17 protein-coding genes and 2 pseudogenes are annotated in these 23122 nt (G+C 60.5%); 9 read left to right on the top strand and 10 right to left on the bottom strand.

Annotated elements, in window-relative coordinates; translation table 11 throughout:
- Nucleotides 1-16: 16 nt before the first annotated feature.
- The 4 genes from KEC55_RS32770 to KEC55_RS32755 form a co-directional block, all read right to left on the bottom strand.
- Entirely contained in the window at nucleotides 17-1171 is a 1155-nt protein-coding gene (locus tag KEC55_RS32770; protein ID WP_282512957.1) for an ABC transporter ATP-binding protein, read from the bottom strand.
- Between the two features lie 7 nt (nucleotides 1172-1178).
- On the bottom strand, nucleotides 1179-2492 hold the full coding sequence (locus KEC55_RS32765) for an ABC transporter substrate-binding protein (protein WP_282512955.1): 1314 nt from the start codon (nucleotides 2490-2492) through the stop codon (nucleotides 1179-1181).
- A 38-nt stretch (nucleotides 2493-2530) separates the two neighbouring features.
- Nucleotides 2531-3412, bottom strand: coding sequence for a carbohydrate ABC transporter permease (locus tag KEC55_RS32760; RefSeq protein WP_282512953.1), 882 nt, complete (start codon nucleotides 3410-3412; stop codon nucleotides 2531-2533).
- Between the two features lie 67 nt (nucleotides 3413-3479).
- The gene (locus KEC55_RS32755; RefSeq protein ID WP_282512951.1) at nucleotides 3480-4349 is read right to left on the bottom strand and encodes a carbohydrate ABC transporter permease; all 870 of its coding nucleotides are present in this window, start codon (nucleotides 4347-4349) and stop codon (nucleotides 3480-3482) included.
- Nucleotides 4350-4668: 319 nt separating this feature from the next.
- On the opposite strand from KEC55_RS32755, the gene KEC55_RS32750 reads away from it, so the two are divergent.
- The 3 genes and pseudogenes from KEC55_RS32750 to KEC55_RS32740 form a co-directional block, all read left to right on the top strand.
- Complete coding sequence (locus KEC55_RS32750) at nucleotides 4669-6084, top strand: alpha-glucosidase/alpha-galactosidase (RefSeq protein ID WP_282512949.1); 1416 nt, start codon at nucleotides 4669-4671, stop codon at nucleotides 6082-6084.
- Between the two features lie 9 nt (nucleotides 6085-6093).
- Entirely contained in the window at nucleotides 6094-7170 is a 1077-nt protein-coding gene (locus KEC55_RS32745; protein WP_282512947.1) for a LacI family DNA-binding transcriptional regulator, read from the top strand.
- A 403-nt stretch (nucleotides 7171-7573) separates the two neighbouring features.
- Nucleotides 7574-8005, top strand: a pseudogene (locus KEC55_RS32740) (Ohr family peroxiredoxin); the annotation flags it as partial.
- A gap of 22 nt (nucleotides 8006-8027) precedes the next feature.
- On the opposite strand, the pseudogene KEC55_RS32735 reads toward KEC55_RS32740, so the two are convergent.
- Nucleotides 8028-8643: pseudogene (locus KEC55_RS32735) on the bottom strand (DHA2 family efflux MFS transporter permease subunit); the annotation flags it as partial.
- A 291-nt stretch (nucleotides 8644-8934) separates the two neighbouring features.
- On the opposite strand from KEC55_RS32735, the gene KEC55_RS32730 reads away from it, so the two are divergent.
- The 3 genes from KEC55_RS32730 (at nucleotide 8935) to KEC55_RS32720 (ending at nucleotide 12245) form a co-directional block, all read left to right on the top strand.
- Entirely contained in the window at nucleotides 8935-9414 is a 480-nt protein-coding gene (locus tag KEC55_RS32730) for a carboxymuconolactone decarboxylase family protein (RefSeq protein WP_282512946.1), read from the top strand.
- A gap of 4 nt (nucleotides 9415-9418) precedes the next feature.
- Nucleotides 9419-9823: a cupin domain-containing protein gene (locus KEC55_RS32725; protein ID WP_282512944.1), complete on the top strand. Its 405-nt coding sequence runs from the start codon at nucleotides 9419-9421 to the stop codon at nucleotides 9821-9823.
- Between the two features lie 724 nt (nucleotides 9824-10547).
- Nucleotides 10548-12245: a M4 family metallopeptidase gene (locus KEC55_RS32720; protein ID WP_282512942.1), complete on the top strand. Its 1698-nt coding sequence runs from the start codon at nucleotides 10548-10550 to the stop codon at nucleotides 12243-12245.
- 233 nt (nucleotides 12246-12478) lie between these two features.
- On the opposite strand, the gene KEC55_RS32715 is transcribed toward KEC55_RS32720, so the two are convergent.
- On the bottom strand, nucleotides 12479-13168 hold the full coding sequence (locus tag KEC55_RS32715; RefSeq protein WP_282512940.1) for a DJ-1/PfpI family protein: 690 nt from the start codon (nucleotides 13166-13168) through the stop codon (nucleotides 12479-12481).
- Between the two features lie 88 nt (nucleotides 13169-13256).
- On the opposite strand from KEC55_RS32715, the gene KEC55_RS32710 reads away from it, so the two are divergent.
- On the top strand, nucleotides 13257-14192 hold the full coding sequence (locus KEC55_RS32710; protein WP_282512938.1) for a GlxA family transcriptional regulator: 936 nt from the start codon (nucleotides 13257-13259) through the stop codon (nucleotides 14190-14192).
- A 13-nt stretch (nucleotides 14193-14205) separates the two neighbouring features.
- Here KEC55_RS32710 and KEC55_RS32705 read toward each other — a convergent pair whose 3' ends face one another.
- The 3 genes from KEC55_RS32705 to KEC55_RS32695 all read right to left on the bottom strand — a co-directional run bounded on the left by KEC55_RS32705 (nucleotide 14206) and on the right by KEC55_RS32695 (nucleotide 17680).
- Nucleotides 14206-15567, bottom strand: a complete 1362-nt coding sequence (locus KEC55_RS32705) for an NAD(P)/FAD-dependent oxidoreductase (RefSeq protein WP_282512936.1) — start codon at nucleotides 15565-15567, stop codon at nucleotides 14206-14208.
- A 66-nt stretch (nucleotides 15568-15633) separates the two neighbouring features.
- Nucleotides 15634-16131 carry a hypothetical protein gene (locus KEC55_RS32700; RefSeq protein ID WP_282512935.1) on the bottom strand — a complete coding sequence of 166 codons (498 nt, stop codon included), beginning with the start codon at nucleotides 16129-16131 and terminating at the stop codon, nucleotides 15634-15636.
- A gap of 100 nt (nucleotides 16132-16231) precedes the next feature.
- Nucleotides 16232-17680: an aldehyde dehydrogenase family protein gene (locus KEC55_RS32695; RefSeq protein ID WP_282512933.1), complete on the bottom strand. Its 1449-nt coding sequence runs from the start codon at nucleotides 17678-17680 to the stop codon at nucleotides 16232-16234.
- Between the two features lie 682 nt (nucleotides 17681-18362).
- On the opposite strand from KEC55_RS32695, the gene KEC55_RS32690 reads away from it, so the two are divergent.
- Nucleotides 18363-19730, top strand: coding sequence for a flavin monoamine oxidase family protein (locus KEC55_RS32690; protein WP_282512931.1), 1368 nt, complete (start codon nucleotides 18363-18365; stop codon nucleotides 19728-19730).
- Between the two features lie 415 nt (nucleotides 19731-20145).
- Nucleotides 20146-21408, top strand: coding sequence for a glycosyltransferase family 9 protein (locus KEC55_RS32685; protein ID WP_282512929.1), 1263 nt, complete (start codon nucleotides 20146-20148; stop codon nucleotides 21406-21408).
- Between the two features lie 305 nt (nucleotides 21409-21713).
- Here the strand turns inward: KEC55_RS32685 and KEC55_RS32680 are convergent, their stop codons facing one another.
- The gene (locus KEC55_RS32680; RefSeq protein ID WP_282512927.1) at nucleotides 21714-22832 is read right to left on the bottom strand and encodes a DUF2827 domain-containing protein; all 1119 of its coding nucleotides are present in this window, start codon (nucleotides 22830-22832) and stop codon (nucleotides 21714-21716) included.
- Nucleotides 22833-23122 lie beyond the last annotated feature (290 nt).

The following is a 23122-nucleotide window of genomic DNA, read 5'->3' as shown; positions in this document are numbered from 1 at the left end:
CTCCCTGAATGGCCGTCTATTTCCCGGCAACACAAGCCAGCGATTCCTCTTGCACGGACCCGCATCGCTTGAGCGCGACACCGTCTTCGCCAAACACATGCAGTGCCGCGGGCGGCAATGTCAACGCAATCCGTTGCCCGGTGGTCGAATTGATGTGCCCGGGCGCTTTGGCCACCAGCATCCCGTCGCCCCTGCCGTTCAAATACAGGAAAGTCGATTCTCCGAGCCGCTCCTGCCACTTGACTTCCCGGATGATGGACTGCAGGGCTCCCCCGAATTCGACATGCTCCGGACGGATACCGACGGTGACACTCTCCCCCTTCTGTCGACCGCTCGCGTCGACCGATGCCTCGATCAGTTCACCGGTACGAAGATGCACGACTGCTCGATTCGGCTGACATTCGGCCAGCGTGCCCGGAAGGAAATTCATCTTCGGCGACCCGATGAAGCCGGCCACGAAGAGATTCCGGGGGTTGTGATAAAGCTCCAGCGGCGCGCCACACTGGGCGACACTGCCTTCACGGGCGACTGCATCGCCTGCGTTGAGCAGGACGATCCGGTCGGCGAGCGTCATGGCTTCCACCTGATCATGCGTCACGTAGACGGTGCTCGCGCGCCCGAAATTGCGATGGATGTTCGCGATCTCGAAACGCGTCTGTACACGCAGCGCCGCATCGAGATTCGACAACGGCTCGTCGAACAGGAATACGCCCGGCTCCCGCACGATCGCGCGACCGATGGCGACACGCTGACGCTGGCCGCCCGACAGTTGCTTGGGTTTTCGCTCCAGAAGCGTGTCGAGATGCAGCACCTTGGCGGCGTTCGTCACCCGTTCGCGAATCTCCGCTTTGTCGCATTTCGCGAGCGTCATGCCGAACGCGAGATTTTCGTAGACGGTCAGGTGAGGAAACAACGCGTAGCTCTGAAAGACCATCGCAACCCCCCGCTTGGCGGGCGGAACCTCATTCATGCGACGGCCGGCGATCAACAGTTCGCCGTCGGTAATCTCTTCGAGGCCGGCGATCATCCTGAGCAGCGTGGACTTGCCGCACCCGGACGGCCCGACGAATACACAGAACTCGCCTTGGGAAATATGCAGGTTGACGTCCCGGATCACGTGCGAGTTTGCACCGTAACCCTTGAATACTTGCTTCAGCTCGATGTCCGCCATGATCGCCTCAGTTGTGGACGAGTTGATTGGCCTGTGCATTGGCCGCCTGCATCGCCGACGCAGCCGATGCTTTTCCCATCAGCACCGACGTGATGGCGTCGCTGATCACCTGGTTCACCTGCGCGCCGTTGTCTCCGACCGGAGGCAGGAACGTCTTCGATTTCGCCATCGTCAGGAACGCGGTCGAATCGATGCCGCTCGCCTTCTGCGCCGCGACCGTCTTTTCCGCCATGCCATTGAGCGACGGGAAGACCACGCCGCGCGATGCGACCACGCTCTGACACTCGGGCGAACCCATGTATTTGACCCACGCCCACGCCTGATCCTTGACCTTCGAACCCGTCCAGATCGAGTCTGCCAGACCGTTGAACATCGTCGCCCGTACGCCGGCCGGCCCGACCGGAAGCGGCACCCATGCGGTCGGGAACTTCGCGTGCTGCTTGAAGTACGTGATCATCCAGGAACCCTGCGGCACGATTGCAACCTTGCCGGCGACGAACATGGCGTCGGAACCCAGCGCCTTCACGTTCGCGAAGCTGTCGGACACACCCTTTGCCGGCAGGCTCGCGAGATATTGAAGCGTGTCGACGAGCTTCGGATCGGCGTAGGCATACTTCGCGTCCCAGGGTTTCGCCTGCAGCTGCAATCCGTCGGAAACGGCGAAAAAGCTCCAGGTGTTTTGCCCGGTCATATTGATGTCGGCCGGCGTCTGATAGCCGTACACGGCGACTTTCTTCTTGTCGAACTTCGGATCGAGCGCATTGACGCCGTTGGCATCGACCGTCAGCTTGCGCACGATCCGTTCGAAGCTTCCGCCGTCTTTCGGATTCCAGGTCATGTTCTGCAGATCGGCAAGCGTCACGCCCGCCTTCTTTGCGGCATCCAGATTGACGAGAAAGGCAACGGTGTCCCAGTCCTTCGGCAACCCGAACTGCTTCCCGTCTCGCCCCCAGATCTCGTAGAGCCCGTTCGCATACGAACCGGCGGCGACCTTGTCACGCTGGATGTACGAGGTGAGATCGACGATCTGCCCGTTCTTCGCAAACTCCGGATACTTGGAAAGATGGTCGGTGAAAACGTCGGGCGCCGTGCCCGAGACGAACCCGGTTGCGAGTGTCGTCCAGTAATCGGACCACCCGACCTGGTTGAACTTGATGGTGATGTCCGGGTGCTGCTTGTGAAAATCCGCCGCGCACTGCTGGTACGCCGGCATCTGGTTCGAGTCCCACAAGGCATACCGGACGTCGACCGCCGAAGCGTCGGCGGCTGCAAGGCCGAGCGATACAGCGGCGGCGAGCGTTACCCGATGAATCAAGCGCATGGTTATCTCCGAATCTTTATTTTGCGAGTTGGTTTGATTTATTTACCGCCGCTGAACTGCACGGATTCGACGATGCGGCGACTGAACGCGACCAGCAACGCGATCGTCGGGACGATCGAGATCACGGTTGCCGCCATCAGGCCGCTCCAGTCCGGCTGACCTTGCGGCGTCTGGGACTTGAACGCTTGCAACGCGACCGGAATCACCAGATGCGCGTCGTCCTTCGCGACCAGATACGGCCAGAAGAATTCATTCCACATGTTGATGCCGGTCAGCATCGCGATCGTCGCGATCGGCGTGAGGCTGAGCGGCAGCACGATGCGGACGAAGATGTAGAAATGGGATGCGCCGTCCAGCAGCGCGGCCTCTTCGAGATCACGCGGTATCGACAGGAAAAACTGGCGCAGGAAAAACACCGAGAAGCCCTGCATCAGGCAGAACGGCGCGACCATTCCCTGCATCGTGTTGAGCCAGCCGATCTCCTTCATGAGGATGAAGTTCGGGATGAAGGTCACGACCGTCGGCACCATCATCGAGCCGATGAACAGCCCGAACAGCGTCTTGCGCCCCGGAAAGCGCAGCCTTGCGAATGCGTAAGCGGCCATCGCGCTGCAGATGGTCTGGATCACCACGATGCTCAACGTGAAGACGGCCGAATTGCCGAGTGCTTTCAGGAAATCGATATCGGCGCCCGATCCGCCCGCGGCGAGGCTGTCGCTCACGTTCATCAATCCCAGCACGCGCTTGAAGTTCGCGAGCGTCACCGAGCGCGGCAGCACGTCCGCCGAATGCTCGAACAGATCGCCCGACGATGTCAGCGCGGTCTTGATCGCCATCCAGACGGGCATCAACGTGATCACCAGCATGGCGACGAGCAAGATCCACGCGACGATGCGGTCGATCGGCACGGCGACAAGCACACGTTTCGGGGGGCGCGTCCGCGCGGTAACTTGTGACATCACGACCTCTGTCCGGGTAAAGGCGCGACTACGCCAGATCGTTTTCGGCAGCGCGCATCACGCGCATCTGCACCACGGTGTACAGCAGCATCAATACGCAGAGCGTCATCGACATCGCGGACGCATAACCCATCTTGTAATACGTGAAAGCGTTCTGGACGATGTAGTAGACAAGCACGCGCGTCGAATTCAGCGGCCCGCCCTGTGTCGCCACCGCGATCGTGTCGAAGATCTGGAACGATCCCGTCACGCTCGTGACCAGCACGAAGACCATCACCGGGCGCAGCAACGGGAGCGTGATGCGCCGGAAAATCTGCCATTCCCCCGCCCCTTCGAGCGCCGCCGCCTCGTACAGGTCACGCGGAATGTTCTGCAGCCCGGACAGGAACAGCATCGCGGTGAGCCCCATATGACGCCAGATGTTGACCGCCGCGACCGTCACCAGCGCCTGATCGACATCGCCGAAGAACGGCTGGCGTTCGAAGCCCAAGCCGCTGATCGCCGCATTGACGACACCGAGCAACGGGTCGAGCATCCACAGCCACAGCATCGCGACGAGCACGTTCGACAGCAGATACGGCAACAGTACGACGGATTTGACGAACAGCGACTTCGTCAGTCGATCCATCGCCACCGCGAGAAACAGGCCGAGCGCCGTTTGCAGCGGAATGTTCAGCGCAACGTAGTAGGCCGACAGTTTCATGCCGTTCCAGAACTGGCCGTCCGACAGCATTTCCCGGTAGTTCGCCAGGCCGACGAAGTGCGGCTCGCGCATCAGGTTCCAGTCCGTGAAGCTGATCCCGACTGCGCGCACCGTCGGCCACGCGTAGAAAACGGCGAACCCGAACAGCGCCGGCAGGATCAGCAGCCAGGCCGTCAACACTTCAGCACGACGCATATGAGCGCCCGCCCGGGTCCGGCGCTGCCTCGCCGCCCCTTCGTCTGCCCCCAGGTGTTCCGGGATCGAATTCATGTGACGTTGTCTCCTGCCTGCCGTTGCGGTCGCCCTGCCAGATTTGTTCGCTCGTTAGCTAACACGCTTTAGGGCGAATATTGGCGTGTCGGCCCGATCGATCGCAATGAGTGAAAACCCCAAGCTAACGCGAGTTAGTTCCGCTATTTTTGCGCTATCATGCAACCAGGTCGACATCTAGCGACCCGCTATCGGTAGCAAGCCCGATGCTTGCATTTTAGATTGGACCCCATTTATATCCGCCATGAATGCACGTCGCCTGAAAATTGTCCTGATCGGTGCAGGAAGCATCGTGTTTGCCCGCAACCTGCTGGGAGACATTCTTTCCTATCCCGAGTTGGCTGATTGTGAAATCGCACTGCACGACATCGACGAGCACCGGCTGCAGCTCGCCGAGAAAGTCGCGCACCGACTCGCGAGCATCCTCAATGTCCGGCCGCTCATCACCGCAACCGCCGACCGCCTGAAGGCGCTCGACGGTGCGCAATTCGTGATCAACATGATCCAGGTAGGCGGCTACCGCCCCGCGACCGTGAACGATTTCGACATTCCGAAAAAATACGGGCTGGACCAGACGATCGGCGATACGCTGGGCATCGGGGGCATCATGCGCGCGCTCCGGACGATCCCCGTCCAGATGGACATGGTGCGCGACATGGAACAGGTATGTGACGATCGCGTCCTTCACCTGAACTACGTCAATCCGATGGCGATGATCAGTTGGGCGCTCAACCGGATGCCGACACGCGTGCCGACGATCGGGCTGTGCCACAGCGTGCAGCACACGCTTCAGGAACTGGCGGATGACCTCGGCATTCCGGCGGGCGAAATCGATTATCGCTGCGCCGGCATCAACCACATGTCGTTCTACCTGCGGCTCGAGCACAACGGAGCCGACCTGATCCCGCGGCTCAAGCAACTTCACCAGAGCAAGGCCATGCCCGACTGGAACCGGGTTCGCTACGAGATCCTTGCCCAGTTCGGTTACTTCCCGACGGAATCCAGCGAGCATTTCAGCGAATACGTGCCGTGGTTCATCAAGAACAACCGTCAGGAACTGCTCGAAAAATACAATATCCCGCTCGACGAGTACCCCGGCCGTTGCCAGATATTCGAGCGTGCGTGGCCATTCATCGAACGCGAGCTCGAGAATCCCGGTTCGCAGGATGCCGGCGCACTGGCCGCAGAACTTGCCGCCGCCGATATTCAGGTCATGCCAAGGGAGCGCGAAAACGCGTCGCGCCTGCTCGGCGGCTTGCATACGGTCGAGCGTTCGGTGGAATACGGCAGCAGCATCATCCATTCGATCGTGACCGGCACACCGCGGGTCGTCTACGGGAACGTGCTCAATCATCGGCTGATCGACAACCTGCCGGACGGATGCGCGGTTGAAGTACCCTGCCTCGTCGACGCGAACGGGATTCAGCCGACGCGCGTCGGTAAGCTGCCGGTCCAGCTCGCCGCGTTGATGCGCACCAACGTCAACGTCCAGGAACTGGTCGTCGAGGCGGTACTCAATCAGGATCGCGAGCACGTGTATCATGCAGCGATGCTGGATCCCCATACGGCGGCCGTCCTCGATCTCGAGCAAATACGCGCGATGGTGGATGAGTTGCTGCGCGCGCATGCGGATCATCTGCCAGCCTATCTCCATCCCTGAATCGCATTCATGGCCGAAACGCCCAAAAGTCGCCCCACAGCTTCGGAAGTGGCACGCCGTGCCGGCGTGTCACGCACGGCAGTTTCATTTGTGCTGAACAATGTCACCGACCAAGGCATCAGCGCATCGACCCGTGAGCGGATCCTGCAGATCGCGCAGGAGATCGGTTACGAGCCGAATGCAGCCGCTCGAACACTCGCAAGCGGCAGCAGCGGCACCATCGCGATCGTCATTCCGAAAGCCAGCCATCTGTACGTCGACGCGTTCCTGGCTCAACTGGTGGCGAGCATCAACGAGGAATGCCATCGGCGCGAACTGAAGCTGTTGATCGAATCCACCGAAGACGAGGGACGAAAACCCGGCGCGTTCGTTCATCTGGTCAAAAGTCGCAGCATTGACGGGCTCATCATCGTCAATCCGCGCATGACCGAATACGGCAACTTGCGGCAGGTTCTGAATGCGGGAACGCCATTCGTCGTATTCGGCGAGGCAACGCCCGATCTCGAGCGTTTCGAGACGATGGGAAACGACACGGAGAGTTCGGCGCAGCTTGCCACGGAGCATCTGCTGAACCTCGGGCACAAGCGCATCGCCTATATCAGCTTTGCCCCACACGAGTACTATGCGGCTAAAAAACGGGAGCAAGGCTGGCGGGACGCGCTTGAACTGCACGGCATCACACCCGATCCTTCATGGACGGCGAGTGGCGACATCGATGCATACAGCGGTTATCTTGCCACCAAGCAATTGCTCGCCAGGAACATTGGCTTTACGGGTCTGTTCGCCGGTAACGACACGATTGCGTTCGGCGCGATCAAGGCATTCAACGAGGCCGGAATTCGCGTACCGCACGATGTCGCGATAGTCGGCTACGACGACATTCCCCTTGCTGCGTTTGCGAATCCACCGCTCACGACGATCCGGTCCGACCCGATCGCACATGGCAAGGAGGCTGTCCGGCTGCTCATCTCGCAAATGGAAGGACGGGCCCAGCATACCGGCGGTCACCATATCGAGCGAGTTGCCAAGCTCATCGTTCGGGAATCGTGCGGGGCTTCCCTGCGCACTGTGCCGCTCACGCGGTGAATCACTTCTTCACGTTCAATCTCTTGACTGCGCGATTGGACTCTAAATCGCCGCGCCACTCCAATCGGGGCGCTTCAAGCCGCGGCGACCTCAACTCGCAAGTGACTCGACACCTTCAGTTGGACGACTACTGCGCAAACTTCTCGGCCGCCAGCAGCTTCCATCTGTCGGCTTCATCACAGTCCAAACGCATCAACGAACTCGCGCAGGTCGTCGAGCACTCGCTGCTCGATCGGCGCGATCATCGCGCTGTGTCGCTACCATCGGCAAAACCTGTACAGTTGCCGCACGGAGGGTAGTCAGCAAATCACTGATTTTTAATGATATTCAATTGGGGGCGCAAGGCAGAGTCTTGTTGTGCCTAGCGGATCCTAACCGGAATAATGCACGGAAATCAAAGCTACCCCTTTACAGCACGACCGTCGCCGTGTCCGGTGGCGAGACGGGACATGGCCGCGCGTCCGGCGTGGCCCGCTCGGATGACGGCAATCTCGCCGTCGACCTGCGCCTGCCCACCGAGTTTGGCGGACCCGGCAATGGGACCAATCCGGAACAGTTGTTCGCGGCTGGCTTCGCCGCGTGCTTCCACGGTGCGCTCAATCTGCTCGAGAAGCGCGCCGATATGGAGACACCCGATACCGTCGTCGAGGTGCAGGTTTCGTTCGGCCGCGATCCCGTGGATGGCGGCTATGCGTTGCTCGTCGACGTCCGGGTGCGGATGCCGGGCGTCAATCGAAGCATCGCGGAAGAAATGGTTCGAACCGCGGAACGCCTGTGCCCGTATGTGAAGATGGCCCGGCAGGGCACCGTCAATATCGTGACCGTCGTCGACTGACCCGACGCGTGTCGTGCAGCAAGAGCGTCGCCTGGAGCTGCACGACGGCACTCATGCAAGCCGGGTTGTTCACGCTTGATTGCTTGGCGAACCGCGCATGATGCAGGATCGCCCGGTCGTTCCATCCGGTCGCGATCAACGACGTGCCGACGCCGCCCGCGAACACTCGCGCGAAGTTCGACAGCCCGGCGGCCGCCGGAATCGGGGCGGGCGTCAGGCCGGAAGGATGAACGCGGTGAGCGGTGTGAAGAAGAGTGCCATCGGAATGCCTTACAGCAAGGTTGGCAGCGCCTGGACATACGGGTCGACGCCCTGTCATGCGAGCGCATGAAGAACACCGCGTATGAAACCGAGATCGCAATCGTGCCGCCGCGGAAATTGCACACCGCAAACAGGCGAATGTCGACGATCCGGTTCCGCTCCGCGAGCTTCCGGATCACGAAGAACATGAGGCTGACGGCGGCGATCACGGCAAGCGTGCGGATCACGGGCGAGCCGAACCAGTCGAGATCCTTGCCCTTGTCGAGCATGATCTGCAGCGTCGCGCCCCATACGATCAGCGATATCTGGCCGACCTTGTCGATGGAAAGCTTGCGCACCTGCGTTTCGCGGTCGCGATAGATCATCCAGGTGATCCCGGGCGTCGACCGGCAGGTCGCGGAGCGCCGGTGTCCCTTATACGAAGATGGCGCGGCAAGGAATCTGCGGGGTCGTCGCCGTGTCGGGGTAACGAACGTCGACAGCGGAACGTCAATGGCGCACCCACGCACCTGCCGCGCGATTGGTGCCGAAGCGGCAACAGAGTGCGCACCTTGCCGGCACTACTGGCCCGCGAGCCCCGCGATTACGATGGCTTGCGGGGCGGTCGTGCAATGAATGGTCATATGCAGGATCGATAGTCCAGCTTCAGAAAATCAGGAGAACGTATCATGACACAACGTATCAACTACTTTCAGCAATCGCCGGAGCTAACCAAGAAGCTCGTCGAACTCGACGGGCTGCTTCAGAAAACGACGATCGAGGTGCCGGTCCGCGAGCTCGTCGAGATTCGGGCGTCGCAGCTCAACGGCTGCGCGTTCTGCGTCGACATGCACATCAAGATGGCGAAGATCCACGGTGAGCGCGAACTGCGCGTGCATCACGTCGCGATCTGGCGCGAGTCGCCGCTGTTCTCGCCGCGCGAGCGCGCCGCACTCGAATGGACCGAGGCGCTGACACATCTGTCGTCGCACGGTGTGCCGGACGATCTGTACGAACGCGTGCGGGCCCACTTCTCCGAGAAGGAACTGTCGGATCTCACCTTCCTCGTGGGGGCGATCAACAGCTGGAACCGGCTGAATGTCGCGTTCCGCATCGTGCCCGGCTCGTTCGACAAGATGTTCGGGCTCGACAAGGCCAACCTGGAGTAACGACATGAAACGCATCGTGCTCGCGCTTGCACCGCTTGCGCTGTCGCTGCTGATGCCCGCTCAGCCGGCCGCCGCCGCACCGCAAGCCAAAGTTACGCAGCTGACCACGGAGCCCTTGCCCGAATATCCGGGCAAGGAAGTCGAGATGATCGTCGTGGACTATCCGCCCGGCAGCGTCGACCCCGTCCATCGCCACGACGCACACGCATTCGTCTACGTGCTCGACGGCAGCATCGTGATGGGTCTGAACGGCGGCAAGACGGTCACGCTCCATGCTGGCGACACGTTCCATGAAGGCCCGGAAGACGTGCACACGGTCGGACGGAACGCCAGCAGCACGAAGCCGGCAAAATTCGTCGTGTTCCTGATCAAGAACAAGGGGGCGCCGGTCCTCACGCCGGTGAAGTAATGGAACCACTTGCGCGGCCCGGCAACACCCGGGCCGCGTCGTTGGTTTCAAGGGAAGCGACGCGTTGAATGCATGCCGCCGGGTATTAGTCCGAACTCGATCCGCCGTTGATATACAGATCACTAACATGCTGATTTAAAATGATAAATATTTATGGCTGCAGTCCAGAGCTTTGCCCCGCTTAAGATCACCTAGCCGGAAAAGCGCACGGGAATCAAAGCCCCCCCAACACGGCCACAAGATACTTCACCGGCTCACATTCCAAATTTCGCAACGATGCCATCGTCGGTTAGACGTTCACTGCGAATTCAATGCATCGTTATCAAGAAGATCAAATATCGCCAGCATTATCCACCTTCATGGAGGCGCACCGATCGGAAACAATCAAAATCAATATTTAATAAAGCAAGTTCCGACTCCAGTTTCAACTCTACTTAACCTCGACCATCCCTTCCGCCTTTCTCCGCGCACCACAAGCGCGCCGCCCCCCTCCTCGACGCGACGTTACCGACGCCTCCGGTGCAGCCGACGCGACCATTTCAAATTCCTCACCAAATCATGACTTGATTAACGATAGCGACATGAAAATTTAATCCAACTGGAAATATCTTGTAATTATAAAAACAACCCTCTAGCATGCCTCTGCTGTTCGCGACATGTCTTATATAGAAGTCTTCACTTGATTCATTCCTCGCACAAACCCATTCATAATCTGGGGAATTACATGAAGAAACTGTCTCGACTGCTGCCCATCACCGCGATTACCGTCGCGAGTCTCAGCGCTTTTGCCCAGGCCGGCGACCAGTCGGCCGCGGTCGACAAGGCGCTGCAACTGATCCAGCAGAACCCGTCCGCCTTCAGCCTGGCTACCGGCGGCACAGCACGCACGTTGAAGTTCGCGGGGCCACAGGCGAACGCGCCCACGGACAGCGATCAGTTCCAGGTACGCGACGTGATCGTCGATCCCGACGGCACCGAGCACGTGCGCTTCGATCGCTTCTACGCGGGCCTGCCCGTGATAGGCGGCGACGTTGTCGTCCATTCGAGCAAGGGGCAGTTGAAGCAAGCGAGCCTGACCCAGCTCGCGCCGATCAATCTCGCCGCCACGATCGGCAAGGTCGGAAACCGCTCGGTGGTACGCAACGCGCCCGACGTCGGCACGGTCAAGGCCAGGCACATCGCGGCCGCGCGTTTCAACTCGGACGTCCGCCGCGTCGATGACGCGGAGCTCGTCGTGTTCGCACGCGATGCCGCACCCGTTCTGGCCTATGCGGTGCGCGTATACGGCAAGGCGACCGATGCGCACGGCGATGCGGTGCTGTACTACGTCGACGCGCGCACCGGCACCGTGCTCGACGCGCAGGACCTGATCAAGACCGCCGCCGCGACCGGCACCGGCCGCTCGCTGTACTACGGCAACCTGACGCTCACCACGGACCAGACCGGCACGAACGCGTACCGGATGCTCGATCCGAGTCGCGGCAGCGGCTCGGTCTACGACGGTCGCGGCCTGAGCTCGGACGATGTCGAGCAAGCGACCGACCTGCCGATCTTCACGAGCAGCACGAACGTGTGGGGCAACAACACGACGACCGACCGACAGACTGTCGCTGCGGACATCGACTATGGTCTTGCATTGACTTGGGACTACTACAAGACCACGCACAACCGCAACGGCATCTTCAACGACGGCCGCGGCGTGAAGAGCTACGCTCACGTGGTATTCAACACCGGCAGCGGCACGACCGGCGCGAACGCGGCATGGCTGTCGTCGCACGTGATGGTGTATGGCGACGGCGATCCGGGCACCCGCCTGCCGAAACCGGTCGTTTCAGTCGATGTCGCCGGGCACGAGATGAGTCACGGCGTGACCGAGGCCACCGCCAACCTGAACTATTCGGGGGACGCGGGCGGCCTGAACGAATCGACGTCCGACATTTTCGGCACGCTCGTGAAGTACTACGCGAACAACCCGAACGATCCCGGCAACTACGTGATCGGGGCGCGCGTGGTGAGCGGCGGCCTGCGCAAGATGTACAAGCAGGATCTCGACGGCCGGTCGTTCAGCTGCTACCCGTCCGGCGGCTTCTCGTGGTCGAATCCGCGCCACGATCCGCACTTCACGTCGGGCGTCGGCAACCGCTTCTTCTACCTGCTGTCGGAAGGCCCGGCGGTGCCGTCGACCGACACCGGCCTGTCGAGGACGCAACTGGTCTGCAACGGCGACACGACCTTCGGCGGCCTCGGCCGCGAGAAGGCCGGCAAGATCTGGTACCGCACGCTGACCGTGTACCTGAACGCCAACTCGAGCTACCCGAACGCACGACGGGCGTCGATCCAGGCGGCAAACGACCTGTACGGCGCGAATTCGGCCGAAAGCGCAACGGTCGCACGCGCCTGGAGTGCGGTCGGGGTGAATTGACGGCGCGTGTGTGAGCCCGTTGAACGCCCGGAGATCGCGTAGCAGCGCTTCGGTACTTCGCTTCGAAGGAAAGCGAGCCGGACCGAATGAGCTCACGCGACGCTCAGGCGAATGACGGGCCGGGGTCGATCAACCGTCTGCAATTGCGGGCGGTTGATCGACGGGCAATGTTTTCTTGCTACCCGACTTCGAACTCGCGAAATCGACACCGACTGGCGGGCAGCCGCCTCCGATCATCCAAGCGCCCTCGCCGCCTGCTCCACCGCATCGTAGCGGTCCAGCCTCATGCGCCCCAGTTGCGCGGTCACCGCCTCCAGAATATCGGGCGCGGCGCGCTCCGGCCGGCCGCTGTCGAACGGCGGCGCAGGCGCGTACTCGATGCACAGCTGCACCGACTGCGCATGCACGGCCCCCGCAATTTCCGCCATCACCGTCAGCGCCATGTCGATGCCCGCCGTCACGCCGCCACCGGTGATCAGATTCCCGTCGCGCACCACGCGTGCCTCGTCGACGGTCGCGCCGAACGCCGGCACCAGATCGCGCCATGACCAATGACAAGCGGCCCGCTTGCCGCGCAGCAACCCTGCCGCACCCAACAACAGCGAGCCGGTGCACACCGACGTGACATAGCGCGCGCCCTCTGCCAGCCGGCGCAGCTCGCGCACGTATTCCTCATCGCCCATCGCCTCGATCACGCCGAGGCCACCCGGCACGCACACCAGGTCCGCATGCGGGATGTCGGCCAGGCGCCGGACGTTCGCGATCGTGAGGCCGCCGTCGGCCTCGATCGTCCCGCCCGTCGACGACGCCATCACGCATTGCGCGCCGGGCAGGCGCAGGAACACCTCGTAGGGGCCGGCGAAATCCAGTTGTGTGACGTTCTCGAACAGCGCGAAGACAACCACGTACGGTGCAGCAGTCATTGCACGAATCTCCTGGTGGTGGATTGACACCCACAGGGTCGCGCTCTATCGTGCTGGCTGCAATGTCGCCCTTCCCACTTTTCCTGCCATGCCTCATCGCGTCGCCGTACTCGTCTACCCCGACTTCCAGTTGCTCGACGCGGCCGGCCCCATTGCCGCGTTCGAAATCGCCGGCCGCTATCGCCAAGGTCACTACACGCTGCGCACCATCGCCGCGCAGGCCGGCCTCGTGCGCAGCTCGTCCGGTGTCAGCTGGGCCGCCGAGGCATTGCCTCCGGCCAGCACGATCGACACGCTGCTCGTCGCCGGCGGCGACAACATGGACGACCGCATGTCCGATCCGCGCCTGCTGCGCTTCGTGCAGCGCTGCGCGCGACGCGGCACGCGCGTGACGAGCGTGTGCTCGGGCAGCCTGCTGTTGGCAGCGGCGGGCGTGCTCGACAATCGGCGCGCAACCACGCACTGGTCCTGCAGCGAACAATTTGCACGCCAGTTTCCCCAGGTGCACCTGGAGCCCGATCGCATCTTCGTGGAGGATGGTCCGTTCTGGACCAGTGCCGGCATCAGCGCCGGCATCGATCTCGCGCTCGCGCTGGTCGGCAACGACCTCGGCGAGCAGGTCGCGCGCCTCGTCGCGCGCCAGCTGGTGGTCTACTACCGGCGTCCCGGCGGCCAGTCGCAGTTTTCCGCGCTGATGGAAATGAACTGCGCGAGCGGCCGCTTCAAGCCACTGCTCGATCACGTCCGCCGCAACCTCGCGGCGCGTCACCGCGTCGGCGATCTGGCCGAACGCGCGTGCATGAGCCCGCGCCACTTCGCCCGTGCGTTTCAGGCCGAAACAGGTCTCACGCCGGCAAAGGCCGTGGAAAAACTGCGTGTGGAAGCCGCGCGCGCTGCGCTCGAAAGCGGCGCGGCGTCACTACAGCGCGTAGCGCACGAATGCGGCTTCGGCGACACCGAGAACCTGCGCCGCAGCTTCCAGCGCCTGCTGGGCGTGCCGCCATCGGCGCTGCGGACGCGCTGAAGCACGATTCGCTTCACTTTTTCAGCGCCTTCTCCTCCCACCAATCCCAGGATTTCAGTGCCTGACGCGCGACCCTGCCACCGAGATACGAGAGCGTGTCGCTCGTCATCGACAACGACTTCCGGTTCACGATCCAGAAATCCGTCAGCTCGGATTGTTTCCCGCCAAGCAGATCGGCGATGGTCCGGCCGTTCAGATGCGTCAACGCGACACCATGACCGAAGCATCCGCCCGAATAGATGATGCGTTCGTCGTCGATGAAGCTGATTTCGGGCGCCATGTCCAACGTGACCGAGACCGGGCCGCCCCATCGATAGTCGATGCGTGTGTGCTTCAGTTGCGGGTAGATCCATTTCAGATGAGCTTCGCAATGCTGCCAGGCCAGCGGCGCGGAAACCTCTTCCGAAGCGGCTGTCCGGTGCACGATCACGTCGCCGCCGCCCATGATGATCCGGCCGTCAGCCGTCGGCCTGAAGTAGTGCAGCATCTGCCGGTTGTCGCCGAATGATTGCCGGTCGTTCCAGCCGATGCTGTCCCATTGCGCAGCGCTCAACGGCTCGGTGACGACCTGATAGGTCCAGAGGGGATACTGGCGCGTGCGCAGCCGCTCCGGGCCGGGCGCTTCACGAGAGTAGGCGTTGGTCGCGACGACCAGCTTGTCCGCCGTGATCTTTCCGTGCGGTGTCGTAACCAGGATCGCGGACGATGTCCTTTCCATGTTCGTGACCTGGGTCGTCTCGTACACGGAAACACCGGCGGATTCCGCCAGGGACTTGAGCGCCCGCACCTGCTTGCAGGGATTGAGGTATCCCGTCCCGGACTCGTAGATGCCGCCCGCAAAGCGTGCCGAATGGAAGTCCTGCTGAAACTGCTCCGCGCTGCGCCACACCATGTCCTCGTCGATGCCCAGCTTCTGAAACAACGCGTAGGTCTTCTGCATTCGGCCCAGCTGCTGCTTCGTATAAGTGGCGCGCACCAGCCCACTGTGGCGGTACTCCGACTGAAAGTCGTTTTCCTCGATCAGTTGCCTGGTATGGGCTACCGCGAGCTTCAGATAGCGATGGGCATCGATCGTTTTCTGCTTGCCCCAGCGCAGCAGGACCATCTCGGGTTCGAGACCGAACATCTTCGTGCTGAACCCTGCGTTGCGGCCGCTGGCGCCAAAGCCGACGATAGCGGCTTCAAGCACGACCACGCGTGCATTGGGGTGGTCTTTTTTGAACTGCCATGCGGTGTTCAGCCCCGTGAAGCCTCCGCCGACGATCGCAACGTCAACCTTGAGATCTTCCGTCAAGGGCGGATTCGGTGCGTACTCGCCATACGCGTGCTGCCAGAACGATCTGCTTTGAAGCAGCGATGCTTGATCAAATGCCATGGTGGTGTTTTCGCTTGACGGGATCAGACTCCGGAACAGCCCGGGCCGCTTTAATTACACCTGCTTTCATCCACGCTTTTCGAGCATGAATTTTCCATCGTACTTTTTGACGAAAGAATCAACCTTTCGAGCCAGAACGGCATCCTGTCCGTCAAGCGACAGACGCATCATCTCGATCTGCAGATCTTCCTGTTCGACCATGTAATCCAGAAAATCCCTGCAATCCGATGGGCCGATATTTCTGAGTCGGCGCAACTCCTCGCAATAGACGACCGTTTTCGAGTACACGAGCTTCAGGAACGGCCTTAGCAGCAATTTCGGAACCGAGCTGATCACCCACGCCTTGAGCAGCGTGCCGGTATCGGGTGCCACGTCGAGCCCCCATCGGGCTGCTGCTTGACGATAGATGGGGGCATTGAATTCTTCCAGCCTCAGATAAGCCGCCCAAAGCGATTGACGCGGATCACCATCGAGACGATTTGCTAGACGCGCAATGGCACGAATTGCAAATGCCCGATTCTGGATTTCGCCTTTGAATCCCTTGGCAAAATGACTGGTAATCATGGAAATAGTTACCTCACACAACGCGTGCCTCGGCCGAATCCATTTCTCCAGGCAGCGCTTTCATTGAAAATCTGCAACGTGACATCGCGGCAGTGACGGCTTATTTCGCCTCGGGCAGTCGCGCCTCGAACGCGTTGATGACGGCAGCAATCGAACCGTCGAGATAACCCCGCATCTGCTCCGACACCAGCGCGTCACCCACCAGCGGATTCGCGACACCGTCAGGGCGCATGATCGTGGCCACCGGGCGGCGATGCGTGAACGTATCGAATCCTGTCTTGCCGTGATAAGCGCCCGAGCCGGAGTTTCCGATTCCACCGAACGGCGCGCCAGGAAGCAGTGCATGCAACAGCCCGTCGTTGCGCGTGACCCCGCCACTCGTCGTGCGATCCAGGAAGCGCCGGAAATCTGCGCCGTCGTCGCCGTACCAGTAGGCGGCAAGCGGCGCGGGGCGAGCCGCGATGTAATCGATCGCCTCCTGCAGATCGTCGTATCCATACACGACGAGCACCGGGCCAAATACTTCTTCGTCGGTTATCTCTGCCGACGCCGGAACATCAACCAGGATGGTCGGCGGAATCTTGCGCGACGCCCGATCGGGCAGCCGCCCAGCCTCGCCTTCCGGCGTTGCCACGTATTTTTTTGCACCCTTCGCCGTCGCATTGGTCACGAGGCCAACGATTCGGTCGAAATTTCGCTCGTTGACGATGGAAACGACTGCAGGATTATCCAGATAAGAAGCAAATAGAAAGTTGTACTGATCAATAAGCTTATCAACAAACTCGGTCACGATGCCTCTGGGTACCCAGACATAGTCCGGACACAGGCAAACCTGCCCTCCGTTCACGACGCGTGTGGCCGCAATTCTGCTTGCCGCCAGATCCGGATCGGCATCGGGCGCGACGACAACCGGATTCTTGCCGCCCAACTCGGTCGTCACGGGAACGAGATTCCTGGCTGCCACCTGCGCGACGATCGAACCGATCTTGGGCGAACCGGTGAAAAAGAGATGGTCGAACCGCAACGCGGAGAAGGATTGCGACGTCGACAGGTCACCGTGGATGAACGCCACCTCCGCCTCATCAAACGTGTCCGACAGGATCGTCGCCAGCAAGCGCCCGGTTCTGACCTGATACTCCGGGAAATTCATCATGACGCGGTTCCCGGCGGCGAGCGCGCTCAGGGCCGGCTCGAACGTGAGCGTGATCGGAAAATTCCACGCGCCCATTACGCCGACCACGCCCTTGGGTTTTTGCTGAATGAAGCCCCCCGGAATGGCTTCGGGTTCCATCCATTTCTCGATGTTGTCGAGCGTGTAGAGAATGTCCTCGGACCACGGCAGCGCTTCGAGCGCCTTGGTCAGTTCGGGCGGACGGTTACCGTAGTCGGCATTGAGCGCTTCCGCAATCGCATCGATGTTGGAAAGAACGGCAATCGCGAGCCGCCCCACCCGCGACTTTCGCACCTCCGCGGACGCCCCGCCCTCGGCAAGGAATGCCGCACGCTGAACGTCGAGAATACGTTCCAGTTCTGCCTTTTCATACGTCATCGTCGTTCCCTTTCAAAATGAGGTGCCGAATGCACGCGCCATGGTCATCCGCTGCCCGATCGCGTTCCGGGGCCATCCGCCAACCCCGTGGATCGCACGTCCCGCTCCCTGCCGAATCGGAGTACCTCCTCGGCGGGACAATGATAATTGTGTCATCCGACCTAGTTTGCGTTATACAACACAATCATGGGTGGTGCAACTCCGATCGCTGCTGCACTGCGAGAAACGCCACGGCGACTGAAGGCTGATAAAGTCGAAGCCCGGTTGCTGCGGTACGCACAAATTTCGCGCAAATCACCGGGAAAATCGTCATAAATAGAAATATTCAGACAATACCAATCGCCAGGCACAAGGAATCCGCACCGCACGCGAGGCGACTGCCCGGGAAGCAGGTAACAAGCACTTCTTGCCTGTCACACACCTGGTTCCGCCCCATCCAAGAGCCTGCTAATTTCGGTCGATTGACCTATAACAACGAATTCTTGCATCTCGCGTCGCCCGACCCATCGCGCCACCTGACAGCCTCATGCGCCAGCGCAGGGCAATAGAACGCCATAGGCACCATCGGCGTCAGCGTCGTGTCGACGGGGAGATGGCGGGTTTATTGAAGTGCAGTCGGCTACACCGGAAAACGAGCGCGTCGTGACCGGGCGCGGCGGACACGTGACCAGGAGAGGTAAACATGGCAACCGTCGATCAGTCGGCCAATCATGAATCAGATGTACTAATCATTGGTGCCGGCCTCTCGGGCATGAAGGCTGCGCTCGAGCTCAGGAACGCCGGAAAGCGCGTTCTGATTCTCGAGGCACGCGACCGAGTCGGTGGACGGTCCATGCCGGGCGAGGTCGGCGGCCAGACGGTCGACTTTGGCGGGCAATGGGTCGGCGCGTCGCAAAAGCTGCTGCGAGAGCAAGCGACGGAGCTCGGCGTGCCGATGTACAGCCAATATACGAACGGAAACAGCCTCGTCAATATCGATGGCAAAGTGCACGCGTACACCAGCACGCCGAAGCTCCCTTTCTTGTCGACCCTGGAACTTGGCCTGACCTTGCATCGGTGGAAGCGAGACATGCAGACGCTCCCCGCCGGCGCGCCGTGGCTCGCGGAAAACGCACTCCAGTGGGACGCCATGTCGATCGAGGTATGGATCGACAAGCACGTGGACACCACCGCTGCGCGCGACTTCGCCCGCCTCGTCACGAGCGCGATCACCTGCACCGAGACGTCGCACGTGTCGTATCTGTTCTTCCTGGAATGCCTGCGACAGGGCGGCGGCCTGGAAACGATGATGGGCGTCGAAAGGGGCGCTCAGCAGGACAAGTTCATTGGAGGCGCGTGGCAGATCCCGAAAAGAATGGCCGACCGACTGGACGGGTGCATCGTACTTGACGCCCCGGTGAGCGCGATCGAACAGGATGCGAACGGCGTTCGTGCAATCTGCCCGCAAGGCACGTATGACGCGAAGTATGCAATCGTCACCGCCCCGCCTGCGCTCGCCTCACGCATCCGTTTCACGCCGCCGCTACCCGTCAAGCGCGCAGGACTGCTGCAAGGAATGCAGATGGGCGCCGTCATCAAGATGCACGTTGCCTACCCAACCCCGTTCTGGCGGCGTCGCGGGCTCAATGGATCGGTTGCCAGCGTGGGCCGCCATCTGGGTTTCGTGTTCGACCAGTCGCCGGCGGACGAAAGCGTCGGTGTACTGGTGGGCTTGATCGAAGGAAACCACGCGCTTGAACTGAGCGGGCTCGACAAGGCAGCGCGCCGTGAGCATGTCATTGCCGATCTCGTGCACTACTTCGGCGACGACGCGGCGGCCCCGCTCGACTATGCGGACCATGACTGGACGACGGATGAATGGGCGCTCGGCGGGTACGCATCCCATATGCCGCCCGGTGTTCTGACCTCGTACGGCGACAGTATCCGCGAACCGTTCGGCCGCATTCATTGGGCCGGCACCGAGACGGCGACGGAATGCATCGGCTATTTCGAGGGTGCGCTGGAGTCCGGGATCAGGGCGGCGGGCGAGGTGATCAGACAATTGCGGTAAAAGGGTTGGCGCATGCCCCTGACCGATTGGCCTTCGTTACCAAAGGTCAATCGGCGTGGTACGGCCACCCGGTCTGGCGCGCCGATGTTGCTTGTGAAACGCTTCATGAAAAGCGTGATCACGCGTTTCCGACTTTGCCTGAAATAGACGCCCCTTCATTTCTCTTCTGCGCCGCGTGCGACAACGATAGCCCCACCTCGTAACCGCATACCCTTCCATATTCCTTTCCAAAACCCGCTCGAACGCTGAATCAGTTTGCTACACTGCCTGACATTTACCGCACGCCACACGGATTACCTCTCGACAATCCTTAATTGATCGGCTCCGGATGAATTGATTCCGGACACGCGAGATTTCGAAGGCAACCACACGTTATTCGCCCATACAAAGGGATCGCACTTCTCCGGGGGGGAAAGTGACAAGCGACCAACCCGCGCTCGACAGCGCATACAAGACCTACCTCCGCGACAGATCCGCGAGCGCCGGGCTCGCGCTGTGTCGGGCGCTCAGACTTTCCGGTCACGCAGAAGAAGCCATACGGGTACTGAAAGAACTCGCAGACCGGGTTGAAGATCCATTTTTTCGCGCGCAGATCGGTATTGACATGAACCTCCTCGGCCTTTTTTCGCAGGCCGAGACACTATTGATTCAATCGCTCTCGGCGCTCCACCACGAACCTGATCGGCGAGCCTTGAAAGCTGAACTCGTGATCTCGCAATACGCTCAAGGTCGGTTTCACGAGGCCCACGCCCTCAATCGCAGGTCGCGCGATGCGTGGGGGCAAGCCGGTGTGGTTTCAAATATTTATCCGGCCCATACCAGCGAGTTCCGGCGAATTGTCAACAAACTACTTCGATTTGACGAATCTGCCACCGGGAAACGGGTACTCATCATTCAGGAAGGTGGCCTGGGCGATGTGATCATGTTTTCCCGGTACTTGCATTTGTTACGGGACGAAGGTGCGGCGACTATCACATTACAGGCACCAGCCATACTGGCGCCGATATTCGCCTCCTATGACTGGATCACAATCGTCGAGAATGCCGGCGATGCAATTGACCAAAGTGATTGCATCATCAGTACCTTCGATCTCTTTGTCCGGTATCAAAAAACGCAATACTTCCCAAGCTGGGCGGAAGCCTATGTACATGCGCCGGCTGGACGAGCAATGGCAACGCTTGCAGCTGACGCTTTCCGCAATCGACGCAACGGGGTTCGCGAGATAGGCTTGATCTGGCGCAGCAATACTGCGGTGCGTCATGAACCGTATCGGTCAATCTCGCTGCAGCAACTCGCCCCATTGTTCAGTTCGTCGGCATGCCGCTTTCATGCGCTACAGTTTGGCAAGATCACCGACGAAGAGCGTGCGCTGCTGGATGAACACGGCGTTGGCATCATCGGCGACGAGTTGCGCGATCTCGGCGATACGGCCGTCATTCTCAATGAGCTGGACTTGCTGATCACGGTGGATACGGGGCCGGCCCACCTCGCTGGAGCGCTTGGACGGCCAGTATGGGTGTTGCTGTCGGCGGCATGCGACGAACGCTGGTACAACAGCCATCGCGATACGCCGTGGTACAGGTCCATGCAGCTATATCGGCAAGCAACACTAGGTGACTGGAGCAGGCCAGTATTGGAGATGGCCGATGCTTTGGCTGGCAATGACGCGATAGGGTGATCGCTGCGGGGGAATCGCGTTGATGCCCCGCCTCGACGAGGATTTGCCGGCCGTTATTCCATTCGTTATCGGCTGGGCTTAACGCAAGCAATAGACAGCAGCGATGGCGCCGCGCGCCACGGCAGCAGCGCTTCTATGCGGTTGACCGGATGGTCGGCCATGCGGTCAGGCATCATGTATCCTCTGGCGCGCGCGTGCCATACAGGCGGCTTCCGGGATGGTGCCGTAGTATTTGTCCGTCTGCGCTCGGCACCTGATGCCACGAGCGGACGCAACGTTTCCTGAAGCGCGACGATCGAATTCACTCAAAAAAGCCCGAGAAGCAACTTGTCATACGCTTCGATCTGCTTCGGATTGGTGGACAAAAATCGCCCGATCCTTTCTCGTTGCTGATTTCGATAATCTTGCCAACTCCCGTCGTGAAATTCGATCGCTCGCTCGAGTTGCCGACAGCCCTCATCCACATCGTTTTTACTATAAAAGTAGCCCAACTCGCGACAGAGGTCGGCGTTATGAACCAGCGCGTAACCGTTCCAGCAAACGTCGAAATAAAAATAATTCAACGCAAGCCCTGATTGATGGGAGATGACGATGTCGGTGAATTCCGAAAGAAACTGAGGCGTATTGTGGTACCCGACGAAGCTTATTTTCGAATCTCGCACAAGATCCAGATGATGCGCAACGCCGATGAATTCCGGGCTGCCTTTTGCAAGATGCTCCGTGTTCGTCGCATGCACATAGGATATTTTTTCGCCGAGCTTCCGGTAACCCAATTCCGCGATCAAGATCGGGTAGAGGCAAAACTTGGTGACGTCGATATTCGGCTCCATGACGGACAACCGCTTCGGTTGTCCGGTCGGGCGATACTCCCCGCGATGCGGGAGCGCGGCCGATCGTTCTTCCACGCAGATCGGATCCCAGACGAACGGTACCTCGCGAACAGGCTGGCGCCGCAATACGCTGAAGAAGCCGGCGCTGGTATCGACGACTTGCGGGATGATCCACACCTGGTCGTAACGCTCGTTGATGAATACCGTTTCAGCATGCCGCCTGCCGAAAATCATGGCTTGCATCATGTGCACGTATTCGGGACCGCAACAGTAGCTCACGACTTTCGTGCCACGCGCCTGCAGATACGCGGTTTGCTGCTGATCGATTTGCCCGCCGAGCTCGATAAGAACGTCGAGCGAATCTTTCGCGTCGTCGAAGGAACACACCGGAAACTGCTCGAGATCCCACGGAAGATCGGACGAGACCTTGATGCTCGTTGTGTTGACGAGCGTGACCTGATGACCAAGCGGCGAGTGTTGAAAGAGCTTCATCAGGTACAGGGCGTTCTGCTTGATGCCGTTGACCCAAAGGCTCTCGGTGGCGTGGTGAAGGCCGATTGTGATGCCGATGTGGAGTGATCGTGCGGAACTCATTGGGTCTCCGGAGTGCTCATCAAGTAGCGACTGAGATCATACCGCCCTCGCCTTTTTCCGAGCGGTTAAAAACTGTCAAAATTTGACCCCCGATACTTTCCCATGGACCATGAACCTGGGCGAGAATCTGCGCTAGTTTTAATCGCCTCTGCCCGCGCAAGCCTGGCCCAGTTCCGTGCGTTATTCCTCAGTGAATCGTACGACCGATCTTTTCAGTGCGTCGCGAGCGATCAACATTTTGTGCGCCCGCAGTTCATTCACATCGCCTAAAGTCGAAAACATGAACCTCA

The sequence above is a fragment of the Burkholderia cepacia genome (assembly GCF_029962485.1).
Lineage (GTDB): Bacteria > Pseudomonadota > Gammaproteobacteria > Burkholderiales > Burkholderiaceae > Burkholderia.
The sequence above is the reverse complement of the archived record's forward strand: the minus strand, read 5'-3'. Positions and strand labels throughout refer to the sequence as shown.